The following is a 19,401-nucleotide window of genomic DNA, read 5'->3' as shown; positions in this document are numbered from 1 at the left end:
ATACGTTTGCTAACTTTTAAAATGCTATTAAGAATGACAAAACAATTGTGTGTAATTGCGGCTGTTTGTTTATGGATATTTAGTTCTTGTCAGTCTACGGGCTATAAGTATGAGGCTATTTATCGTAATTTGCCTTTTGATATGCCTCGTGTGGAAGCACCTGAATTTCCTGATCGTACGGTCAATCTGAAAGAGTTTAATGCTGTTGGTAATGGAGAAACTTTGTGTACGGAAGCCTTTGCCAACGCAATCAATGCCCTTTCCGAACAGGGAGGAGGGCATCTTATTGTCCCTGCCGGCGTTTGGTTTACAGGACCTATTGTATTGAAAAGCAATATAGACTTACATCTGGAAAAAGGAGCGGTCATCCTTTTTTCCCCTGATGTAGACCTTTATCCTTTGGTAGAAACTGTATTTGAAGGTTTGGATACCCGCCGTTGCCAGTCTCCTATTTCCGGTCATAATCTTGAGAATGTGGCTATTACGGGTAAAGGAGCTATTGATGGAAATGGCCATTATTGGCGTCCGTTGAAACGTGAAAAGGTAACGGAGAGTGTTTGGAAGCAGACAACATCCCGTGGTGGTGTGTATAAACGTCCCACCTACTGGTTCCCTTATCCTGAGACCTTGAAAGGAGATACTATCAGTAATATGAATGTTCCCCAGACTTTGAAAACGGAAGAAGAGTGGCAAAGTGTCCGCCATTTCCTTCGTCCTGTAATGGTAAGCCTGATAGAATGTAAAAATGTATGGTTGCAAGGAGTGATATTTCAAAACTCTCCGGCATGGAATCTGCATCCGCTGATGTGCGAGAATGTATTGATTGAAGATGTGCAGGTGCGCAATCCGAGTTACGCACAGAATGGTGACGGATTGGACTTGGAATCTTGCAAAAATGCTCTGATTGTGAATTCTACTTTTGATGTGGGTGATGATGGCATTTGCTTGAAAAGCGGTAAAGATGAAGATGGGCGTCGTCGTGCACGCCCTTGTGAAAATGTTGTGGTAGATGGTTGTACGGTATTTAAAGGGCATGGCGGTTTTGTTGTTGGCAGCGAGATGAGTGGTGGAGTGCGTAATGTATCTGTAAGCAATTGCCAGTTCTTGGGAACGGATGTAGGATTGCGTTTTAAAAGCAAGCGCGGGCGTGGCGGTATTGTTGAAAATATATGGATAACCGACGTGTCTATGATGGATATTCCGACCGAGCCGATTACTTTCAATCTTTACTACGGCGGCAAATCAGCTGTTGAAGTATTGGAAAGCGGCGAAAAAGTTCCGGCAAAAGTTGAACCGCTTCCTGTGGATGAGACAACCCCTTGTTTCCGTAATATCCATGTAAAACATTTGATATGTGCGGGAGCGCGACGTGCGTTGTTCTTTAACGGCATTCCTGAAATGCCGATTGAAAATGTGGTTTTGGAAGATATTGATATTACTTCCCGATTAGGGGCCGAGTTTATTTATAGCAAGGCTGTCACGATGAAGAATGTGACTATACGCAATACGGAGGGTGAGAAGATTGTTACGCGGTTTTGTGAGGATGTGAAATAAGGGGTTGAATGTAATAATTGTGAACGAAATGGATTGTCAAATCTGACACCCTTTCAGTCAAAATAAGTACAAAGAGTAGGGGATGATTCCCCTATTTTTGTATCATAAAATAGTGACTAAAACTAACTACCATGAAACAATGTTTTTTTGCGGTCGATTTGGGTGCTACCAGTGGCCGTACTATTTTGGGCACTTTCACGCCGGAGGGGTTGGAACTGGAAGATGTGAATCGTTTTCCGAATCATCTGATTGAGACCGGCGGACATTTTTACTGGGATATTTATGAACTTTACCGACATATAATTGAAGGGCTGAAAACTGTTGCCCGAAAGAAAGATGTTGAAATTACCTCCATTGGCATTGATACATGGGGGGTGGATTTTGTTTGTGTAGGTAAAGACGGTGGATTTCTTCGCCAACCTTATTCGTATCGTGATCCTCATACCGTCGGTGCACCCGATGCCTTCTTTAATAAAGTGGCTCGTAAGCAGGTTTATGAGTGGACAGGTATCCAAGTAATGAATTTCAACTCTCTGTTCCAGCTTGATACGTTGAGACGTAATGAAGACAGCGCATTGGCTGCTGCCGATAAGTTACTTTTTATACCGGATGCTTTGAGTTATATGTTGACCGGTGAAATGGTAACAGAGTACACTATTGCCAGCACGGCGCAGTTAGTGAACGCGAAAAACCGTAACTTGGAAGAGGCTTTATTGCGCGAGCTTGGGCTTACCAATACTAATTTCGGCCGCTTTGTTTACCCCGGTGAGAAGGTAGGAACACTGACAAAAGAGGTACAGCGCATAACCGGACTTGGTGATATACCTGTGATTGCAGTAGCCGGTCATGACACTGCTTCTGCCGTAGCTTCAGTTCCTGCTGTGAATCCTGATTTTGCATATCTGAGCAGTGGAACCTGGTCTTTGATGGGTGTGGAGACGGAAGGCGCGGTTATTACAGATGAGACTGAGGCTTTGAATTTCACTAATGAAGGAGGTGTGGACGGTACAATCCGTCTGTTGAAAAATATTTGTGGAATGTGGTTGTTGGAACGTTGCCGGGCTGCATGGGGTGAAACTTCTTATCCGGAGTTGATAGCCGAAGCGAATGTAAGTGAACCGTTTCGTAGTTTGATAAATCCTGATGATGCTCTGTTTGCCAATCCGGTTGATATGGAGCAGGCTATAAAGGACTATTGCTCTGATTGCCGCCAACCCATTCCGCAGACTCGGGGACAGATTGTTCGTTGTATTTTTGAGAGCCTTGCTCTGCGCTATCGTCAGGTGTTGGATAATCTTCGCACTCTTTCTCCCCATCCGATAGAGACTCTTCATGTTATTGGCGGGGGAAGCCGTAATGATTTGTTGAATCAATGGACGGCTAACGCCGTCGGTATTCCTGTAGTGGCCGGTCCTTCTGAGGCTACAGCAATCGGAAATGTTATGATTCAGGCTCTTGCGGGCGGAAAGGCAAAAGATATTGCTTCTATGCGTCGGTTAATCAATCAGTCAATTTCTTTGGAGACTTTTTATCCGAAAGATACGGAAGCGTGGGACGCCGCATATTTGCACTTCAAACAGGTGACAAAGAATAATTAAAATTAATATTTAAATAAATCAGTATCATGAAAGAAGAACTAATAACAAAGGCGTATGAAATAGCCAAAGAGCGTTATGCAGCTCTTGGTATAGATGTGGAAAAGGTAATGGAACAACTCCAGAAAGTTGCAATCTCCATGCACTGCTGGCAAGCTGATGACGTTATAGGCTTTGAGTCCGGCAGTTCGTTGACCGGTGGTATTCAGACTACCGGAAATTATCCCGGCAAGGCCCGTAATCTGGAAGAACTTCGCGGTGACATCTTGAAGGCAGCTTCCTATATCCCCGGTAAGCATCGGTTGAACCTGCATGAAATTTACGGTGATTTTGGCGGTACATTTGTTGACCGTGACCAAGTGGAAGTGAAACATTTTGAGAGCTGGATGCAATGGGCTGCGGAAAACGGAATGAAATTGGATTTCAATTCCACTTCTTTTTCTCATCCGAAAAGCGGTAACTTGTCTTTGTCTAATCCGGATAAGAGCATCCGTGATTTTTGGATTGAACATACCAAACGTTGTCGTGCCATTGCAGAAGAGATGGGACGTCGTCAAGGCGATCCCTGCATCATGAATCTTTGGGTGCACGATGGCAGTAAGGATGTCACGGTAAACCGTATGAAGTATCGTGAATTATTTAAAGACTCTCTCGACCGTATTTTTGCTACGGAGTATAAGAATATGAAAGACTGTCTGGAGTCTAAAGTATTCGGTATCGGCTTGGAAAGCTACACGGTAGGTTCCAATGAATTCTGTGTTGGTTATAGTGTACAGCACCAAAAACTGATTACAATTGATACCGGGCACTTCCACCCGACGGAAAGCGCTGCGGATAAGGTTTCATCCATGTTGTTATTTGTTCCCGAATTGATGCTTCATGTAAGCCGTCCGATACGTTGGGATTCTGACCATGTGACCATCATGGATGACCCGACTCTTGAGCTTTTCCAAGAAATTGTTCGTTGCAATGCCTTAGACCGTGTACACATTGGCCTCGATTATTTTGACGCTTCCATTAATCGTATCGGTGCGTATGTCATTGGTACTCGTGCTGCGCAAAAATGTATGTTGCGTGCGCTGTTGGAACCGCTGGGTACACTCCGCAAGTATGAAGCTGCCGGTCAGGGTTTCCAACGCCTTGCTTTATTGGAAGAGGCGAAAGCATTGCCGTGGAATGCTGTTTGGGATATGTTCTGCTTAAAGAATAATGTTCCGGTAGGCGAAGAATTTATCGCTGAAATAGAGAAATATGAAGCCGAGGTAACATCAAAACGTAACTAAGTTAATTAAGATAAATGATAGTGTTTAGCGGGGAAAGTATACCTTTGTCCCGCTACTTTCATTGCTCAATGAACATTAACCATTGATTATCATGAATACACTGATAGGATTATTAATTATCGCTGTGGGAAGTTTTGGACAAAGCAGCTCGTATGTGCCCATCAATAAAGTTAAAGGCTGGTCATGGGAAAACTTTTGGTTGGTACAGGGAATATTTGCCTGGCTTGTTTTCCCGCTGTTGGGGGCTTTGCTTGCCATTCCCGCTGATGGCAGCCTGATAGAACTTTGGGGAGCCGGCGGTGCATTGCCGGCTGTTATTTACGGACTCCTTTGGGGAGTAGGCGGCTTGACGTTTGGGTTGAGTATGCGCTATTTGGGTGTTGCCTTGGGGCAAAGCATTTCTTTGGGTACTTGTGCCGGTTTTGGAACTTTGTTTCCGGCCTTGTTTGCAGGAAAGGACCTGTTGCACGGTGATGGTTTGATGCTTCTTGTCGGTGTATGCATTACTTTGGCGGGAATTGCCGTTATCGGCTATGCAGGCAGTTTGCGTTCCGGCAATATGAGTGAAGAAGAAAAGAAGGCTGCCGTGAAGGATTTTGCATTGACAAAAGGGTTACTGGTTGCTTTACTGGCAGGTGTGATGAGTGCCTGTTTTGCTCTCGGACTGGATGCCGGGACACCTATAAAGGAGGCTGCATTGGCAGGTGGCGTAGCTCCGTTGTATGCCGGGCTTCCTGTCATTTTTCTGGTGACATTGGGCGGATTTTGTACGAATGCAGCTTATTGCATTCAGCAAAATATAAAGAATAAAACGGGCAAGGAATATTTGTCGGTCAGAGGTAATGTATTCGTGAATAATCTCTTGTTCTGTGCTTTGGCCGGAGTATTGTGGTATTCGCAATTCTTCGGTTTGGAAATGGGCAAAAGTTTCTTGGGTGGCAGCCCTATACTGCTTGCTTTCTCTTGGAGCATATTGATGTCACTGAATGTCACATTTAGTAATGTATGGGGAATCCTGCTGAAGGAGTGGAAAGGATGCGGTTCCCGTACAATAAGCGTACTGGTATTGGGGCTGGCTATTCTCATTATTTCTATAATAGTGGTGGCGATGGCTCAGGCATAATAGTATCTAAATAAATTGTAATAAAATAAAGACATGAAATCAATTCTTGAAAATCGTCCGAAACTGGCTCATCAGGTCAATCAGGTGGCTGAAGTAGCCGGATACCTTTGGCAAAAAGGCTGGGCGGAACGTAATGGAGGCAATATAACCGTGAACATCACAGAATACATTGATGATGAAATCAAGGCATTGCCGGCCATTAGCGAAGTTAAACAAATAGGCAAGCAACTTCCTTATCTGAAGGGTAGCTACTTCTATTGTAAAGGTACCCAAATGCGTATGCGTGATTTGGCACGCCGGCCTATGGAGAACGGCTCGATAATTCGTATTCTGGATGACTGCGCCAGTTATGTCATCATAGCCGACCATCCGGTGATGCCTACATCGGAATTGCCGTCTCATCTTGCCGTCCATAATTATCTGCTTGAGAATGGTTCTCCTTATAGAGCATCCTTGCATACACATCCTATTGAACTGATTGCTATGACCCATAACAAGAAATTCATGGAAAAAGATGTGGCTACAAACCTGCTTTGGAGCATGATTCCGGAAACAAAAGCCTTCTGTCCCCGTGGTTTGGGCATGATTCCTTATGAATTGCCGAGCTCCGTCAAACTGGCTGATGCCACTATTGAGGCCTTGCGCGATTATGATGTGGCCATGTGGGAGAAACACGGAGTCTTTGCTGTAGATGTGGATATTATGTCAGCTTTTGATCAGGTAGACGTATTGAATAAATCAGCATTGATTTACATTGCTGCCAAGAATATGGGCTTCGAACCGGATGGTATGAGTCAGGAGCAGATGAAAGAGATGACTGTAGCTTTTAATTTACCCAAATAAAAGCCGGATATAATTATGTATAGAATGATATTGAACGAAACCTCTTATTTTGGAGCCGGCTCTCGCGAAACGATTGCGGTAGAAGCTATGCGTAGAGGTTTTAAGAAAGCGTTCTTTGTGACGGATAAAGACTTGATCCGTTTTAAGGTCGCGGATAAAGTGATTGAAGTTTTTGAAAAGAATCATATTCCCTATGAACTTTTCAGTGATGTAAAAGCCAATCCTACTATTGCCAATGTGCAGAATGGGGTAGCTGCCTTTAAAGCCTCGGGTGCCGATTTTATTGTAGCGCTGGGCGGCGGTTCTTCCATTGATACGGCAAAAGGCATCGGTATTGTAGTGAATAATCCCGACTTTGCAGATGTGAAGTCATTGGAGGGCGTGGCCGCAACACGCTATAAGGCTGTCCCCACTTTTGCTTTGCCTACTACAGCCGGAACAGCCGCTGAAGTAACCATTAATTATGTGATAATTGATGAAGATGCGAAGAAGAAGATGGTCTGTGTAGACCCCAATGATATTCCGGCAGTAGCGATTGTCGATTCAGAATTGATGTATTCTATGCCGAAAGGCCTGACTGCGGCAACAGGTATGGATGCCCTGACTCATGCCATTGAAAGCTATATAACACCGGGCGCTTGGGCTATGTCTGATATGTTTGAGTTAAAGGCCATTGAAATGATTGCCGCCAATTTGAAGGCGGCTGTTGATAATGGCAATGATGCCATGGCTCGTGAAGCGATGTCACAGGCTCAGTATATTGCGGGTATGGGATTCAGCAATGTTGGTTTGGGCATTGTCCATTCAATGGCGCATCCGTTGGGCGCTCATTATGATACCCCTCACGGAGTTGCCAACGCATTACTTTTACCGTATGTGATGGAATACAATGCTGCATCTCCTGCATCTCCCAAGTATATCCATATAGCCAAAGCTATGGGAGTGAATACCGTTGGCATGACCGAATCCGAAGGAATACGCGCTGCGGTAGATGCAGTCCGAAATCTGTCGTTGAGTATCGGCATTCCTCAAAAACTACATGAGATAAACGTAAGAGAGGAAGATTTACATCAATTGGCTATTGATGCCTTCAATGATGTTTGTACAGGCGGTAATCCTCGTGCTACTTCTGTCGAAGATATTGAGGCATTGTATCGTAAGGCATTTTAATTATAATTTTAACAAGACCATGAAAAAAGTTATTATTTCGTGTGTGCTGTTTTTAACAGCTGTTGCTGCTTCCTCACAAACAACGATGAAGACAGCTGCTGACGCTAAGCTCTCGGCTTCTGAACTTGCTGTGAAAATAGCAGACCGTATTCTTGAAACCACCACTTATGAGTTTAAGAATACCAAGACCGGCAAAACATATAAGTCAGTCAAAAACCTGCCTTTGGATATGAATGTAAAGGTTGCGTGTAAATATAATAATTGGCATTACACCAATGGAGTGACTCACATCGCTTTAATGGAATTGGCGGATAAGACCGGCGCCAAGAAATACGACGATTATGTTCTCAAGAATATGAACTTCGTATTCAATGACGGTAATCTGGAGTTCTTCAAGAAGCAATATGACCGGGCCATGGAAGACGAAGGCTGGTATGGAGTTCGCAAATTGAGTTGGCACATGATATTTCGTGGAAAGCGTTTGGACGACAACGGACCTATGGGGGCCAGCCTGATTGACTTGCAGATGAAGCATCCGAATGGTGCTTTCCTGAATTATATCAACGAAACTGCAGAACACCTGAACTATGGTGAACCCCGTTTGGCGGACGGTACTATTGCCCGTATCTGGCCCCATGAAAATACCATTTGGGCAGATGATGCTTTCATGGCCGTCTCTTTCCTTTCCCGTATGGCTAAGATGACCGGTGACATGAGCTATATCAATGACGCTGCCAATCAGATAATTAAATATCACAAATATTTGTGGTGTCCGGAAAAGCAGGTTCTCTACCATTGCTACCATACGGATACGGACGAGCATGGTGTTGCCCACTGGAGTCGTGCCAACGGTTGGGTTTTTATGGCAACCGCCGATTTGCTTGCAGTAATGCCGCAGAATCATCCGATGCGCCCCGAAGTGCTGGAGTGCTTCCGTCGCCAATGCAGCGGCGTAGTGCGCTATCAAGGCAAGAACGGTCTTTGGCACCAGCTTCTCGATAAGGAAGATTCCTATGAGGAAATAACGGGTACGGCAATGTTTGTCTTCGGCATTGCACGCGGTGTAAAACACGGTTGGCTGCATCCCGACTTCATCTATGCTGCCGAACAAGGGTTGAAAGGTATGATGATGTTGATGTCCGACAAGGGCGATGTTACCAAGATTTGTGTCGGAACAGGCATCATGCCTTCTCCTGCGTATTATTATAATCGCCCTACCCAAGAAAACGACCCGATGGGCGAAGGCCCTGTCCTCCGGGCTTTGATTGAAATGATGGATGCGCCGAAGTATACAGAGATTAAGGCTGAGCAACAATACGATAAGATTGTCGTAAAGAAATAGTAGTCCTTTTACGAATATATGAATCCCGGCCGGAAGAGTATTTGCCTTCCACGCCGGGATTTTTTATTAAATCTTTCATCGTTATCTCTTATTTCATAAATATTTCCTATTTTTGTATCGAATCCATTATGAAGGGCACGTATTATGACAAAGAATTACAATGATTTAGGAGTAGAATTTAAGTACCTTATTGTAAATGATATGGACCAGAAATTCGGTTTGTGGGTAAATACGGTTGGCTTTCAATCTATTCAGCCGGATACTCCATATCCTTTGAAGGATCATCCCTCCGGTTATTTCTTTAATGCTCAGAAAGGGCGCGTTTTACGTGAATATCAATTTGTTTATATAACGAAGGGGCGAGGATTGTTCTCTTCGGAGACGACCCCGGAAAAACAAGTCTGTAAAGGACGTCTGATGGTACTCTTTCCCGGACAATGGCACACTTACCATCCTTACCGTCAGACGGGGTGGAACGAATATTATATCGGTTTTGAAGGACCTGTCATAGATAATTTGATAAAAGGCGGTTTCTTATCAAAAGAAAATCAAGTGCTTGAGGTTGGTTTGAATGAGGAGTTAGTTTCTCTTTTCTCCCGTGCCTTGGAGATAGCCGAGGCGGATAAAATATCTTCCCAACAGTATCTTGGAGGTATAGTGCTGCATATAATGGGTATGATACTTTCCATTTCTAAGAACAAGATTTATGAGATAGGTGATGTTGACCAGAAGATAGAGCAGGCCAAGATTATAATGAATGAGAATGTCTTTAAGGATGTTGACCCTGAGGAATTGGCTATGAAGTTGAATATCAGTTATTCTTGGTTCAGAAAGGTCTTTAAGGATTATACCGGTTATGCCCCTGCCAAGTATTTTCAAGAATTGAAGTTACGTAAGGCCAAGCAGTTGTTGGTCAGCACCTCCCAATCTGTCAAGGAAATATCTTTTATGCTTGATTATAAATCTACCGAACATTTCTTCTCCTTATTTAAGAAACGTACCGGTTTTACACCTTTGGAATATCGTTCTTTCGGTCGGGAGACGGAAGTGCAGGATGAAGAGTAGTTGGGCTGATGCCACTTTTTTCTCGTCACTCGTCACCGATTCTTCTCGTCCGCCTGTTCATCAGCGATTGCGGGCTGATGAGAGCACTGGCGAGTAGGTGATAACACAATTTGGTTGTCACTGTTATTGATAGCTAAATTACAAATTCCATCCTTATTTTTCCTTTTTTGTTATGAGTAAAAGGTTGTTATGCTTGTGCTAAAACCTCGTTTTTCAGTTGCGGGCTGTAGGGTTTACAGCTGCGGGCTCTACAGCCTGCATTTGTAAACCCTACAGCCCGCAACTGAAAAACGAGGTTTTGGTAGAGACTTTGAGATAAAATGTATATGGAAAGTTCTGTTTCTAAATGGTATATATTGACGTTTCTCGCTGAATATAGGCACTTTATACTACATTGGAATAACTAAAAATCAAAAGAAGAAGTGTTTCGGTCAAAAGAGGTATGTTGTGCATTTAGGATGATTATTACTTTTGCATTCGTAAGCTTTGTGCTCGATAACGGGTTTTGCCATGTTGAACTTAAATTTATTTATTAATCAAATATATATTAATAATCTATGAGAATCTTACACAAAAATCTATGCTTATTGATGCTTCTGTTGATAAGCTGTCCTCTCAGCATTTTTGCTCAGAACAAGACTATTACAGGTACGGTTCGCGATGCGATCGATGTTGTAATAGGTGCTTCTGTAACGGTGAAAGGTGACAATTCTATTGGTACTATTACTGATATGGATGGTAACTTCAAACTGTCTATCCCTGCTTCAGCTAAGGAGTTGGTGGTTTCCTTTATTGGTTATGATAACCAGACGGTGGCTATTGGTAGCAAGACTAACTTTAATATTACACTGAAAGAGTCTTCAGTGATGTTGGAAGAAGTGGTTGCGATTGGTTATGCGAAAGTAAAACGTAAAGACTTGACGGGATCTTCTGTATCAGTCGGTGCTAATGAACTAAAGATGTCTCCTGTAACTACAGCTGCACAGGCTTTAGCAGGTAAGGCTGCCGGTGTGAATGTAGTATCACAGAGTGGTGCTCCAGGCGCGGATATTAACATTACAGTACGTGGAGGTACTTCTATAACTCAAAGTACTTCTCCATTGTATATTGTGGATGGTTTCCAAATGGAAAATGGATTACAGAATGTAGATATTAATGATATTGAAAGCATTGATGTAATGAAAGATGCTTCTGCAACAGCTATTTATGGTGCACGAGGTTCTAATGGAGTAATTCTGATTACTACTAAATCAGGGAAGTCGGGAAAGACGGAAGTGAACTATAACGGGTATGTGAGCTTTGAGAAATTAGGGAAGAAATTGGACATTCTTGGCGTTTTGGACTATGTAAAATATCAGTATGAATTGCAGACTCTGAATGGCAAAGAAAACAATTTTGCATCCATGTTTGGCGGTGACTTAAATGCTGCGGATTTCTACACAGGGGCATATGATCGTATTAATAGTGAGTATGCTACTCGCGAAGGTATTGATTGGCAGGATTTAGTATTTGGATCTACAGGACTAACTCAGAATCACAATGTAAATGTTAGCGGTGGTACAGATAAGACCAAGTATATGCTCAGTTACAACTATACGGGGCAAGATGGTATTATGGATAAACATGGTTATGCTAAAAACAGTATTCGTACTAAGATAAATCATGAATTATGGAAAGGTGTACGCCTTGATTTTGCTTCCAGTTTTCAAAACACGGAAGTTGAGGGCGGTGGCTCTTTGGGTGGTGCTTTGAAGCAGACTATTTTGCAACCGGTAACGGGTGGTATTCGTTTTACAAATGAGGATTTTATAAAAACGGATATTAGTGATGAAATGTCATTGATTGATTCCCAGTATGATATAAATAATCCGATAATAACGAATGATGCGGTTGATAATACGAAATATACTCGTTTGTTTACTACTAATGTTGGTCTGGAAATTGATTTGCTGAAAGACTTAACATTCCGCACTTCTGGTAGCTATATGTGGCAACAAATTCGTCAGGACTATTGGGATGACGGGCGTACGAAAACAGCCGAAAATAATAAGGGACCTTATGGCTATCGTAATAATAGCGAGAAGTCTTCATGGCAAATTACCAATACATTGAATTATAATTTTGATGTGGCAGAAAAACATCATTTTGGAGTTCTGTTAGGACAAGAAACATATTATCAGGAATCAATGAAATTGGATAATGAATATCATGAGTTTCCGGAAGGTAATTTTGAACTGAATGATGTAAATATGGGAACGGCTTATTCCAAATCTTCTAGTAAAGATAAAGTTGGATTGGTTTCCGCCTTTGGACGTATTTCCTATAATTATAACAGCCGTTATTTATTCTCAGGTACTCTTCGTGCGGATGGTTCTTCAAAGTTTGCCCGTGGTAATAAGTGGGGATATTTTCCTTCCGCTTCTGCGGCATGGCGTATTTCTGAAGAGGCTTTCATGGAAGATTTAGACTTTCTTGATAATTTAAAATTACGTGTAGGATATGGTACTTCCGGTAATAACAATATTGATAGTAATATGTATGCAACAAGCTATCAATCTGGATACTATGCCGTTAATAATAAGAATTTTGTAACATTTGTCCCTGGTGATGTTATTGGTAACTCAGCTTTGAAATGGGAGAAAACAACAACGTCAAACGTCGGTTTGGATGTGTCTGTATTAGGTAGTCGTATAAACCTTTCTTTAGACTGGTATAATAATGAGTCTTCTAATTTGTTGATTAAGAATGATATTCCGACATCTACCGGATATAAATCTCAATATCAAAACATTGGTTCTATTCGTAATCGTGGTGTCGAAATTGTATTGAACTCGACAAATATCCGGACGAAAGATTTTACATGGACAACAGACTTTAATATAGCTTTCAATCGTTCCAAGGTTCTTTCCCTTTATGGAGATGATAGTGATGCTGTTATGATAAAGGATTACGAGTCTCGTATTTGGTATCGTATAGCAAAAAATGAGCCTCTTGGTCAATTCTATGGATATTTGTATGACGGTGTTTACACAACAGATGATTTCAATCAGAATGCGGACGGTACATATACTTTGAAAGATGGTGTGCCACGTTTAAAAGGAGCGAAAGCTGGTAGTATTAAGCCTGGTGATGTGAAATATAAATGTATAGCTGGAAAAACAGATAAGCAAGATGCTGATGGTAACGAAATAGGTAATCCGGTTTGGTCTACAGACGATCGTACAGTGATTGGAAATGCGCAACCAAAGTTTACGGGTGGTATGAACAACACCTTTACTTATAAAGGTTTTGACCTGAATATATTCTTTAATTTCGTATATGGAAATAAAGTGTTCAATATGAGTTCACAACGTTTCATTGGTCCGTATCTGCCTAATCAGAATACATTGGCTGTGATGAAAGACCGTTTTGTGTTGGTTGACCCCACAACCGGTAAGGAAACGACTAATCTACAACGTTTGGCTGAATTAAATCCTGGTCAATATAGCAAAACTGCGATGTGGAGTTTACACTCGGATAATAAAATAGCCATATCCGATCCTCTTGATTATTATTTGGAAGATGGTTCTTATCTGCGTTTGAATACCATTACATTGGGATATACATTGCCGAAGAAACTGGTTCAGAAAGCACATCTCAGCAATGCGCGTGTTTATTGCACATTGAATAATATCCATACATTTACAAGTTATAGCGGTTATGACCCGGAAGTGGCAGCTACAAGCAGTGCTCTGACTCCAGGTGTGGATAATTCATCTTATCCTCGCTCTAAAAGTTATGTTGTAGGTATAAATCTAACATTTTAATCATTGAATATAAATATGAAAAAGATAATAAATATATTGGGCGTATCGGCTATGCTGCTGGCTTTCACTTCTTGTGAAGACTGGCTGGATATGCCTTCTGAAGCGAAAGCTGATAGCTCGACGATTTTTGAAACTGTTGGTCGTGCAGAGATGACTGTTGTAGGATGTTATGCGAATACATTCAACCGCGAGTTGTATTATCAATTTGGTATGGGTACGGATGAATGTATCTCTACAGAAGGTACTACAAACTCTAAGAACCAGGTGGCAAACTATCAATATACCACTTCTAATATTCCTACTTCAACCTATGCTGCAATGTATAAAGGTATAGAGTATGCCAATGTTTGTATTAAGAATCTGCCATTGATGAGTGGTGCGTCAGAGAGTGAACAAAAGAAGATTAATTCTTTATTAGGAGAAGCGTTAGCTATTCGTGCCATGAATTATTGGAATCTGGTGCGTTTCTTTGGTGATGTTCCTTATTCGGATGTGCCTGTTGCCGATTTGAGTACTTTCTCTTCTTCGCGTGTTAGCCGTGATGTGATTTACGATCATTGTGTTGAAGATTTGCAACGCGCTGTAGAGTTATTGCCTTGGGCAAGTGAAGGAATGGTTGCCACTCCGGAGCGTTTTACTAAAAACTCGGCTTATGGTATTCTTGCTCGCGTGGCATTGTATGCAGCTGGTTATTCATTGCGTTGGGATTTGAGTACGGTTCCTTACAATGTAGGTACTGTACAGATTGCTCGCCGTAGTGATGCTGCCCGTGTAAAAGAATTGTATGAAATTGCTGCCAATGCTTGCAAGGCTATCGTAGAGCAGAAGGAAAATTCTCTGCTGGATGATTATGATGATGTTTTCCGCAGTTTGATGCTGGGTGAGTACAATGACGAAACAATGTTGGAATATGGTCAGTGGGGAGCTGATGTAAACGGTTCAGCTGTAGGTTATACGAATGGTGCTTTTGCGCATACAAACTCTTCTTTCAAGAAATCTGCTCCTCAGATGGTAGCTATTCCTACTTATTATTTTGAATTTGAAGACGGTGATGTACGTCGTGATGTAACTATTTGTAATTATGGTATTACTGCATCAGATATTCATCAAATGAATGCTTATTCTACCGGTAATGTAGGTAAGTTTCGTGTAAATTGGAAATCTGAGGTTGGTACTGCACAAAACAAACGTGATATAAACTGGCCTGTTTTGCGTTATTCAGATGTTTTATTGATGTATGCCGAGGCTTTGAATGAACTAAATAATGGTCCTACTACTGAGGCTATTGATGCCTTGAAGGCGGTTCGTAAACGTGCTTTTGGCGGTGATGAGTCTAAGATAGGAACTATTCCGACAACACATGATGATTTCTTGAATAAAATTATTGAGGAAAGAAAGCTGGAATTAGGCTTTGAATCTTGGCGTAGAACAGATTTAGCACGTTGGGGTATATTGTATGAAACTTTAACAAATGAAAAGGCAAAACTGTTACAGTTGGCTAAGCGTGAGGGAGAATATGCAACCGTAGATAAATATCGTGCTTATAAAGAAAGTAAGGCAACTTTTGAAGATCCTACAATAGCAGTTAAATATCTTTCGGTTCCTGAAGATAAGTTGGATGCTAAAACACTTGAAACATTAGAAAAAAAGGGTGTAGTTGATATAACTCTTTATGAAGACAAAAATGGTAATACCTATTTTTCTGAGGCTGATGTTCCTGCCAACGCAGAGACGAAAGAAGTTGCGTATAAAATTCTGGATATGTTTGGTAGCGTATCCACAAATAATTCGAATAAGGTAGCTGAAGACCAGGCTTGGATGACTACCCAATTATTCCGTGGCTTAGAAAAAAATAAGGTGGAAATTCTGCCTTTAAATACTACAAGTATTATTGATATTAATCCGGGACTTGCCGGTCAGCAACATCCTTGTTATTAGAATAATGATTGAGTTTTAGGTTAGTGTGGAGGCGGTTGGTCTGGAAAGACTAATCGCCTCCTTTTATTAATATTTCTTCTTATATGAAAAACATATTTTCTTTTTTCTGCCTACTGGGAGTGATTACTTATGCCCAAGCACAGTCCATAGCCTTTCCCGGTGCCGAGGGGTATGGCAAATATACCGCTGGTGGACGCGGAGGTCGCGTACTTATAGTTACAAACTTGAATGATAATGGCGTAGGTAGCTTCCGTGATGCGGTGGAACAGAAAGGACCTCGTATTGTGGTTTTCGCCGTGGACGGGACTATTGAATTGAAATCTCCGCTTCGTATCAATAATGATAGTATTACCATAGCCGGGCAATCTGCACCTGGTGATGGTATTTGCCTGAAGGACTACCCGTTGGTAGTGAATGCAAGTAATGTGATTGTTCGTTATATCCGAGTCAGAGTAGGAGACCGTCATCGTTTGGACAGCGACGGTTTGGGGGGAGGACGTTACGGACAGAAGAACGTGATTTTGGATCATATTTCTACAAGTTGGAGTATAGACGAATGCCTTTCTATCTACAAGACAGAAAATCTTACAGTACAATGGTGCCTTGTCTCCCATAGTTTGAATACATCGGTTCATACAAAGGGTAGTCATGGATTTGGTGGTATTTGGGGAGGGTATAAGGCCACATTCCATCATAACTTGTTGGCAAATCATGCAAGTCGTAACCCTCGGTTTTCTTCTGTAGATGGAACAAAATGGGTGGATTATCGTAATAATGTGGTGTATAACTGGGGATTTAAAACCGCATATGGTGGTGGACATCATGGTGAGATAAATATGGTTGGCAATTATTATAAGCCGGGGCCAGCTTCTCAGCATCATCGTTTACTTGATGTGGCAGAAGACGGTACCGGTCGCTACTATGTGGCAGGAAACGTAATGGAAGGAGATGATACTGTGACTCGTGACAATCATTGTGCGGTGACGGATAAATTTTCTTGTCTGGTTGATACCCCCTTTCCTTATGAACCCATCAATGAAGATATACCGGTGGTGGCCTATCGTAGGGTATTAAAGGAGGTCGGGTGCAGCTTCTCGCGTGATACGTATGATAAAGAAGTACTACGCCAAGTGAAAAAAGGGATTGGAACGTTCGGTATAAAGGGAATTATCAACTCTCAGAAAGAGGTGGGTGGATGGCCTGTACTGAAGACTGGAAAGCCTTTATGTGATACTGACGCCGACGGAATGCCTGACGTATGGGAGCACCGATACGGGTTGAATATGAATGATGCCTCTGATGCTTCTTCCTATACGTTGGATAAGAATTATACTAATATTGAAATTTATCTGAATGGGCTTTTGCTTAATCGATAATCATTTTTCTTAGCATTTCTGCCAAACCAAACAGAATCAGTTTGGCAGAGAAGCCTTATCTTTGTCTCTGTGCGAAACCAAATATATTACATACATTAAAAATACCATGAAAAAACTATTTTATTCTCTGCTTGCAGTCGTTCTGGCAGCTTGTGGTTCGGAAAAGCAGGCACCAATAGATCGCGAGGCGTTGGTTGCCCGCAATAATCCTCAGGTATCTTCGTTTGATTCTTTGGCATCACTTTCGGTAGGTAACGGTGAGTTTGCCTTTACGGTCGATGCTACCGGTCTTCAGACTTTCCCGTTAGCATATAAGAAAGGTGTGCCATTGGGTACACAGAGCCAATGGGGATGGCACAGTTTCGGTAACCCTAACCACTATAAGTCGGAAGAGTATTTAAAGGAACATGACTTCGGTCGCGGACATAAGGAAATATATGCCTGCCAGTTCAAAGAAGACGGACGACAGAAGGAAGCTGCTAACTGGTATCGCATGAACCCGCATCGCCTGCATTTGGGTATTGTGGGACTGGAACTGGGTGACGATGTGAAGATTGCCGATATTACTGATATTGCCCAGACACTGGATATGTGGAATGGTGTCATTAATAGCCGTTTCACATTGAAGGGTAACTCTTTTGATGTGCAGACTGTATGCCATCCAACGTTGGATATGATTTCCGCTTGCATCACCAGCCCGGCACATACAGGGGTGAAACTGCATTTCCCGTATCCCACAGGCGCTCATGCCGATGATGCCTGTAATTGGGACGCCAATGACAAACACACAACAGATATTGTTTTTGAGAATGCACAAAGCGCTGTCTTCAAACGTACGCTTGATGCTACTACTTACTATGTGTCATTGCACTGGGAGGGGAAAGCTTCTCTCAAAGAGAAATCCAAAAATTATTTTGTGCTGACACCGGCGGAAGACAAGCTGGCGTTCTCTTGTAAGTTTACGTCTGATTTTCCCGGAACCATATTTGAAAGTGAACCTCCTGTCTACTCAACAGCCGAATCCTTGCCCGCCTTTGCTGAGACTATGGCTGCCAGCAACAGCTATTGGAACAGCTTTTGGAAGAACGGTGCGGCTGTAGACTTCTCACATTGCACCGACCCGCGCGCCAAAGAATTGGAACGTCGTGTCGTACTAAGCCAGTACCTGCTTGCCATTCAGTCTGCAGGCAGTGTGCCGCCACAAGAAACCGGGTTGACGTATAACTCGTGGTTTGGTAAATTCCACCTTGAAATGATATGGTGGCACCAGTCTTGGCAGGCACTTTGGGGACATCCTGAATTACTGGACCGCACATTGGGCTGGTATGAGACGGTAGAGCCCGTTGCCCGTGAGATAGCTCGTCGTCAAGGCTTCGACGGGGTTCGCTGGATGAAGATGACTGACCCCAGTGGAACAGAAGCGCCTTCTAATGTCGGAAGTTTCTTGATTTGGCAGCAGCCGCATTTTATTTATTTGGCAGAACTCGTGTACCGTGCCAATCCTTCGGATGAGGTAATTAAGAAATATAACCATCTGGTACAGGAAACGGCGAAGTTTATGTATTCTTTCGCCACTTACGATGATTCTCATGGCCGTTTTATCCTGAAAGGTGCTATTCCTGCACAGGAGACATTGCGTGCCGCTACTACTATCAATCCGCCGTTCGAGCTTTCTTACTGGCATTATGCAATGAATGTAGCCCAGCAATGGCGTGAACGTGCCGGTGAGAAACGTGATCTGGAATGGGATGAAATGATTGACAAGCTCTCTCCGCTGGCTTATAATGAAGACAGCCTCTATTTGGCAGCTGAAAATGCTGTGGATACTTATAAGGATATCCGTTTCACCAGTGACCATATGGCGGTACTTGGTTCTGTGGGCATCTTGCCGATGAACAAATTGATACGCGCCGACTATATGAAAAATACTCTTCATTGGGTTTGGGATAACTGGAACTGGGGCAAGACATGGGGGTGGGACTACCCGATGACTGCTATGAATGCTACTCGTTTGGGTGAACCCGAAAAGGCCGTAGGTGCTTTGCTGATGGATAAGCGTACTAATACTTACCTGCTCAACGGACACAACTATCAGGACGGGCGTCTGCGTTGTTACCTGCCGGGTAATGGCGGTTTGCTGACTGCCGTAGCACTGATGTGTGCCGGTTGGGACGGTTGCGATGTGAAGAATCCCGGCTTTCCGCAAGACGGTACGTGGGATGTACGTTGGGAAGGATTGAAACCGATGCCGTAATCTTCTGTCTGTACATAAATATTATTATGTATGCCTGATAGAAAACTTCTTT

12 protein-coding genes are annotated in these 19,401 nt (G+C 42.7%); all 12 read left to right on the top strand.

All coding sequences use genetic code 11. The features are described 5' to 3' along the window. The first annotated feature begins 33 nt into the window (after positions 1-33). Positions 34-1,554: a glycoside hydrolase family 28 protein gene (locus tag DW121_RS09120; RefSeq protein WP_118323615.1), complete on the top strand. Its 1,521-nt coding sequence runs from the start codon at positions 34-36 to the stop codon at positions 1,552-1,554. A gap of 131 nt (positions 1,555-1,685) precedes the next feature. Continuing rightward, on the top strand, positions 1,686-3,152 hold the full coding sequence (locus tag DW121_RS09115) for a rhamnulokinase (protein WP_118323614.1): 1,467 nt from the start codon (positions 1,686-1,688) through the stop codon (positions 3,150-3,152). 26 nt (positions 3,153-3,178) lie between these two features. After that, a complete protein-coding gene (locus DW121_RS09110) occupies positions 3,179-4,432 on the top strand; it encodes an L-rhamnose isomerase (protein WP_117711547.1) in 1,254 nt (417 codons plus the stop codon). A gap of 91 nt (positions 4,433-4,523) precedes the next feature. Next, entirely contained in the window at positions 4,524-5,555 is a 1,032-nt protein-coding gene (gene rhaT, locus DW121_RS09105) for an L-rhamnose/proton symporter RhaT (RefSeq protein WP_117711546.1), read from the top strand. A gap of 33 nt (positions 5,556-5,588) precedes the next feature. Beyond that, positions 5,589-6,398: a rhamnulose-1-phosphate aldolase gene (gene rhaD, locus DW121_RS09100; protein WP_117711545.1), complete on the top strand. Its 810-nt coding sequence runs from the start codon at positions 5,589-5,591 to the stop codon at positions 6,396-6,398. Between the two features lie 15 nt (positions 6,399-6,413). Further along, entirely contained in the window at positions 6,414-7,568 is a 1,155-nt protein-coding gene (fucO, locus tag DW121_RS09095; protein ID WP_117711544.1) for a lactaldehyde reductase, read from the top strand. Positions 7,569-7,587: 19 nt separating this feature from the next. Continuing rightward, positions 7,588-8,910 carry a glycoside hydrolase family 105 protein gene (locus DW121_RS09090; protein WP_118323613.1) on the top strand — a complete coding sequence of 441 codons (1,323 nt, stop codon included), beginning with the start codon at positions 7,588-7,590 and terminating at the stop codon, positions 8,908-8,910. Between the two features lie 144 nt (positions 8,911-9,054). Continuing rightward, entirely contained in the window at positions 9,055-9,975 is a 921-nt protein-coding gene (locus tag DW121_RS09085) for a helix-turn-helix domain-containing protein (RefSeq protein WP_117711542.1), read from the top strand. Between the two features lie 557 nt (positions 9,976-10,532). Next, positions 10,533-13,781: a SusC/RagA family TonB-linked outer membrane protein gene (locus DW121_RS09080; protein ID WP_117711541.1), complete on the top strand. Its 3,249-nt coding sequence runs from the start codon at positions 10,533-10,535 to the stop codon at positions 13,779-13,781. Positions 13,782-13,796: 15 nt separating this feature from the next. Next, entirely contained in the window at positions 13,797-15,719 is a 1,923-nt protein-coding gene (locus DW121_RS09075; RefSeq protein WP_118323612.1) for a RagB/SusD family nutrient uptake outer membrane protein, read from the top strand. Between the two features lie 83 nt (positions 15,720-15,802). Continuing rightward, positions 15,803-17,095: a polysaccharide lyase family 1 protein gene (locus DW121_RS09070; protein ID WP_118323611.1), complete on the top strand. Its 1,293-nt coding sequence runs from the start codon at positions 15,803-15,805 to the stop codon at positions 17,093-17,095. A gap of 106 nt (positions 17,096-17,201) precedes the next feature. After that, positions 17,202-19,349 carry a hypothetical protein gene (locus DW121_RS09065; protein WP_118323610.1) on the top strand — a complete coding sequence of 716 codons (2,148 nt, stop codon included), beginning with the start codon at positions 17,202-17,204 and terminating at the stop codon, positions 19,347-19,349. Positions 19,350-19,401 lie beyond the last annotated feature (52 nt).

Origin of the sequence: Bacteroides sp. AM10-21B (genome assembly GCF_003472565.1) — a bacterium.
Taxonomy (GTDB): Bacteria; Bacteroidota; Bacteroidia; order Bacteroidales; family Bacteroidaceae; genus Bacteroides; species Bacteroides propionicigenes.
Note: the sequence above shows the minus strand (reverse complement) of the source record. Positions and strands in the feature narration are given on the sequence as shown.

Bases quoted from the DNA above. Each gene is read 5' to 3' on its own strand.
- DW121_RS09120 (WP_118323615.1), top strand. From the start codon at position 34: ATGACAAAACAATTGTGTGTAATTGCGGCTGTTTGTTTATGGATATTT.
- DW121_RS09115 (WP_118323614.1), top strand. From the start codon at position 1,686: ATGAAACAATGTTTTTTTGCGGTCGATTTGGGTGCTACCAGTGGCCGT.
- DW121_RS09110 (WP_117711547.1), top strand. From the start codon at position 3,179: ATGAAAGAAGAACTAATAACAAAGGCGTATGAAATAGCCAAAGAGCGT.
- rhaT (WP_117711546.1), top strand. From the start codon at position 4,524: ATGAATACACTGATAGGATTATTAATTATCGCTGTGGGAAGTTTTGGA.
- rhaD (WP_117711545.1), top strand. From the start codon at position 5,589: ATGAAATCAATTCTTGAAAATCGTCCGAAACTGGCTCATCAGGTCAAT.
- fucO (WP_117711544.1), top strand. From the start codon at position 6,414: ATGTATAGAATGATATTGAACGAAACCTCTTATTTTGGAGCCGGCTCT.
- DW121_RS09090 (WP_118323613.1), top strand. From the start codon at position 7,588: ATGAAAAAAGTTATTATTTCGTGTGTGCTGTTTTTAACAGCTGTTGCT.
- DW121_RS09085 (WP_117711542.1), top strand. From the start codon at position 9,055: ATGACAAAGAATTACAATGATTTAGGAGTAGAATTTAAGTACCTTATT.
- DW121_RS09080 (WP_117711541.1), top strand. From the start codon at position 10,533: ATGAGAATCTTACACAAAAATCTATGCTTATTGATGCTTCTGTTGATA.
- DW121_RS09075 (WP_118323612.1), top strand. From the start codon at position 13,797: ATGAAAAAGATAATAAATATATTGGGCGTATCGGCTATGCTGCTGGCT.
- DW121_RS09070 (WP_118323611.1), top strand. From the start codon at position 15,803: ATGAAAAACATATTTTCTTTTTTCTGCCTACTGGGAGTGATTACTTAT.
- DW121_RS09065 (WP_118323610.1), top strand. From the start codon at position 17,202: ATGAAAAAACTATTTTATTCTCTGCTTGCAGTCGTTCTGGCAGCTTGT.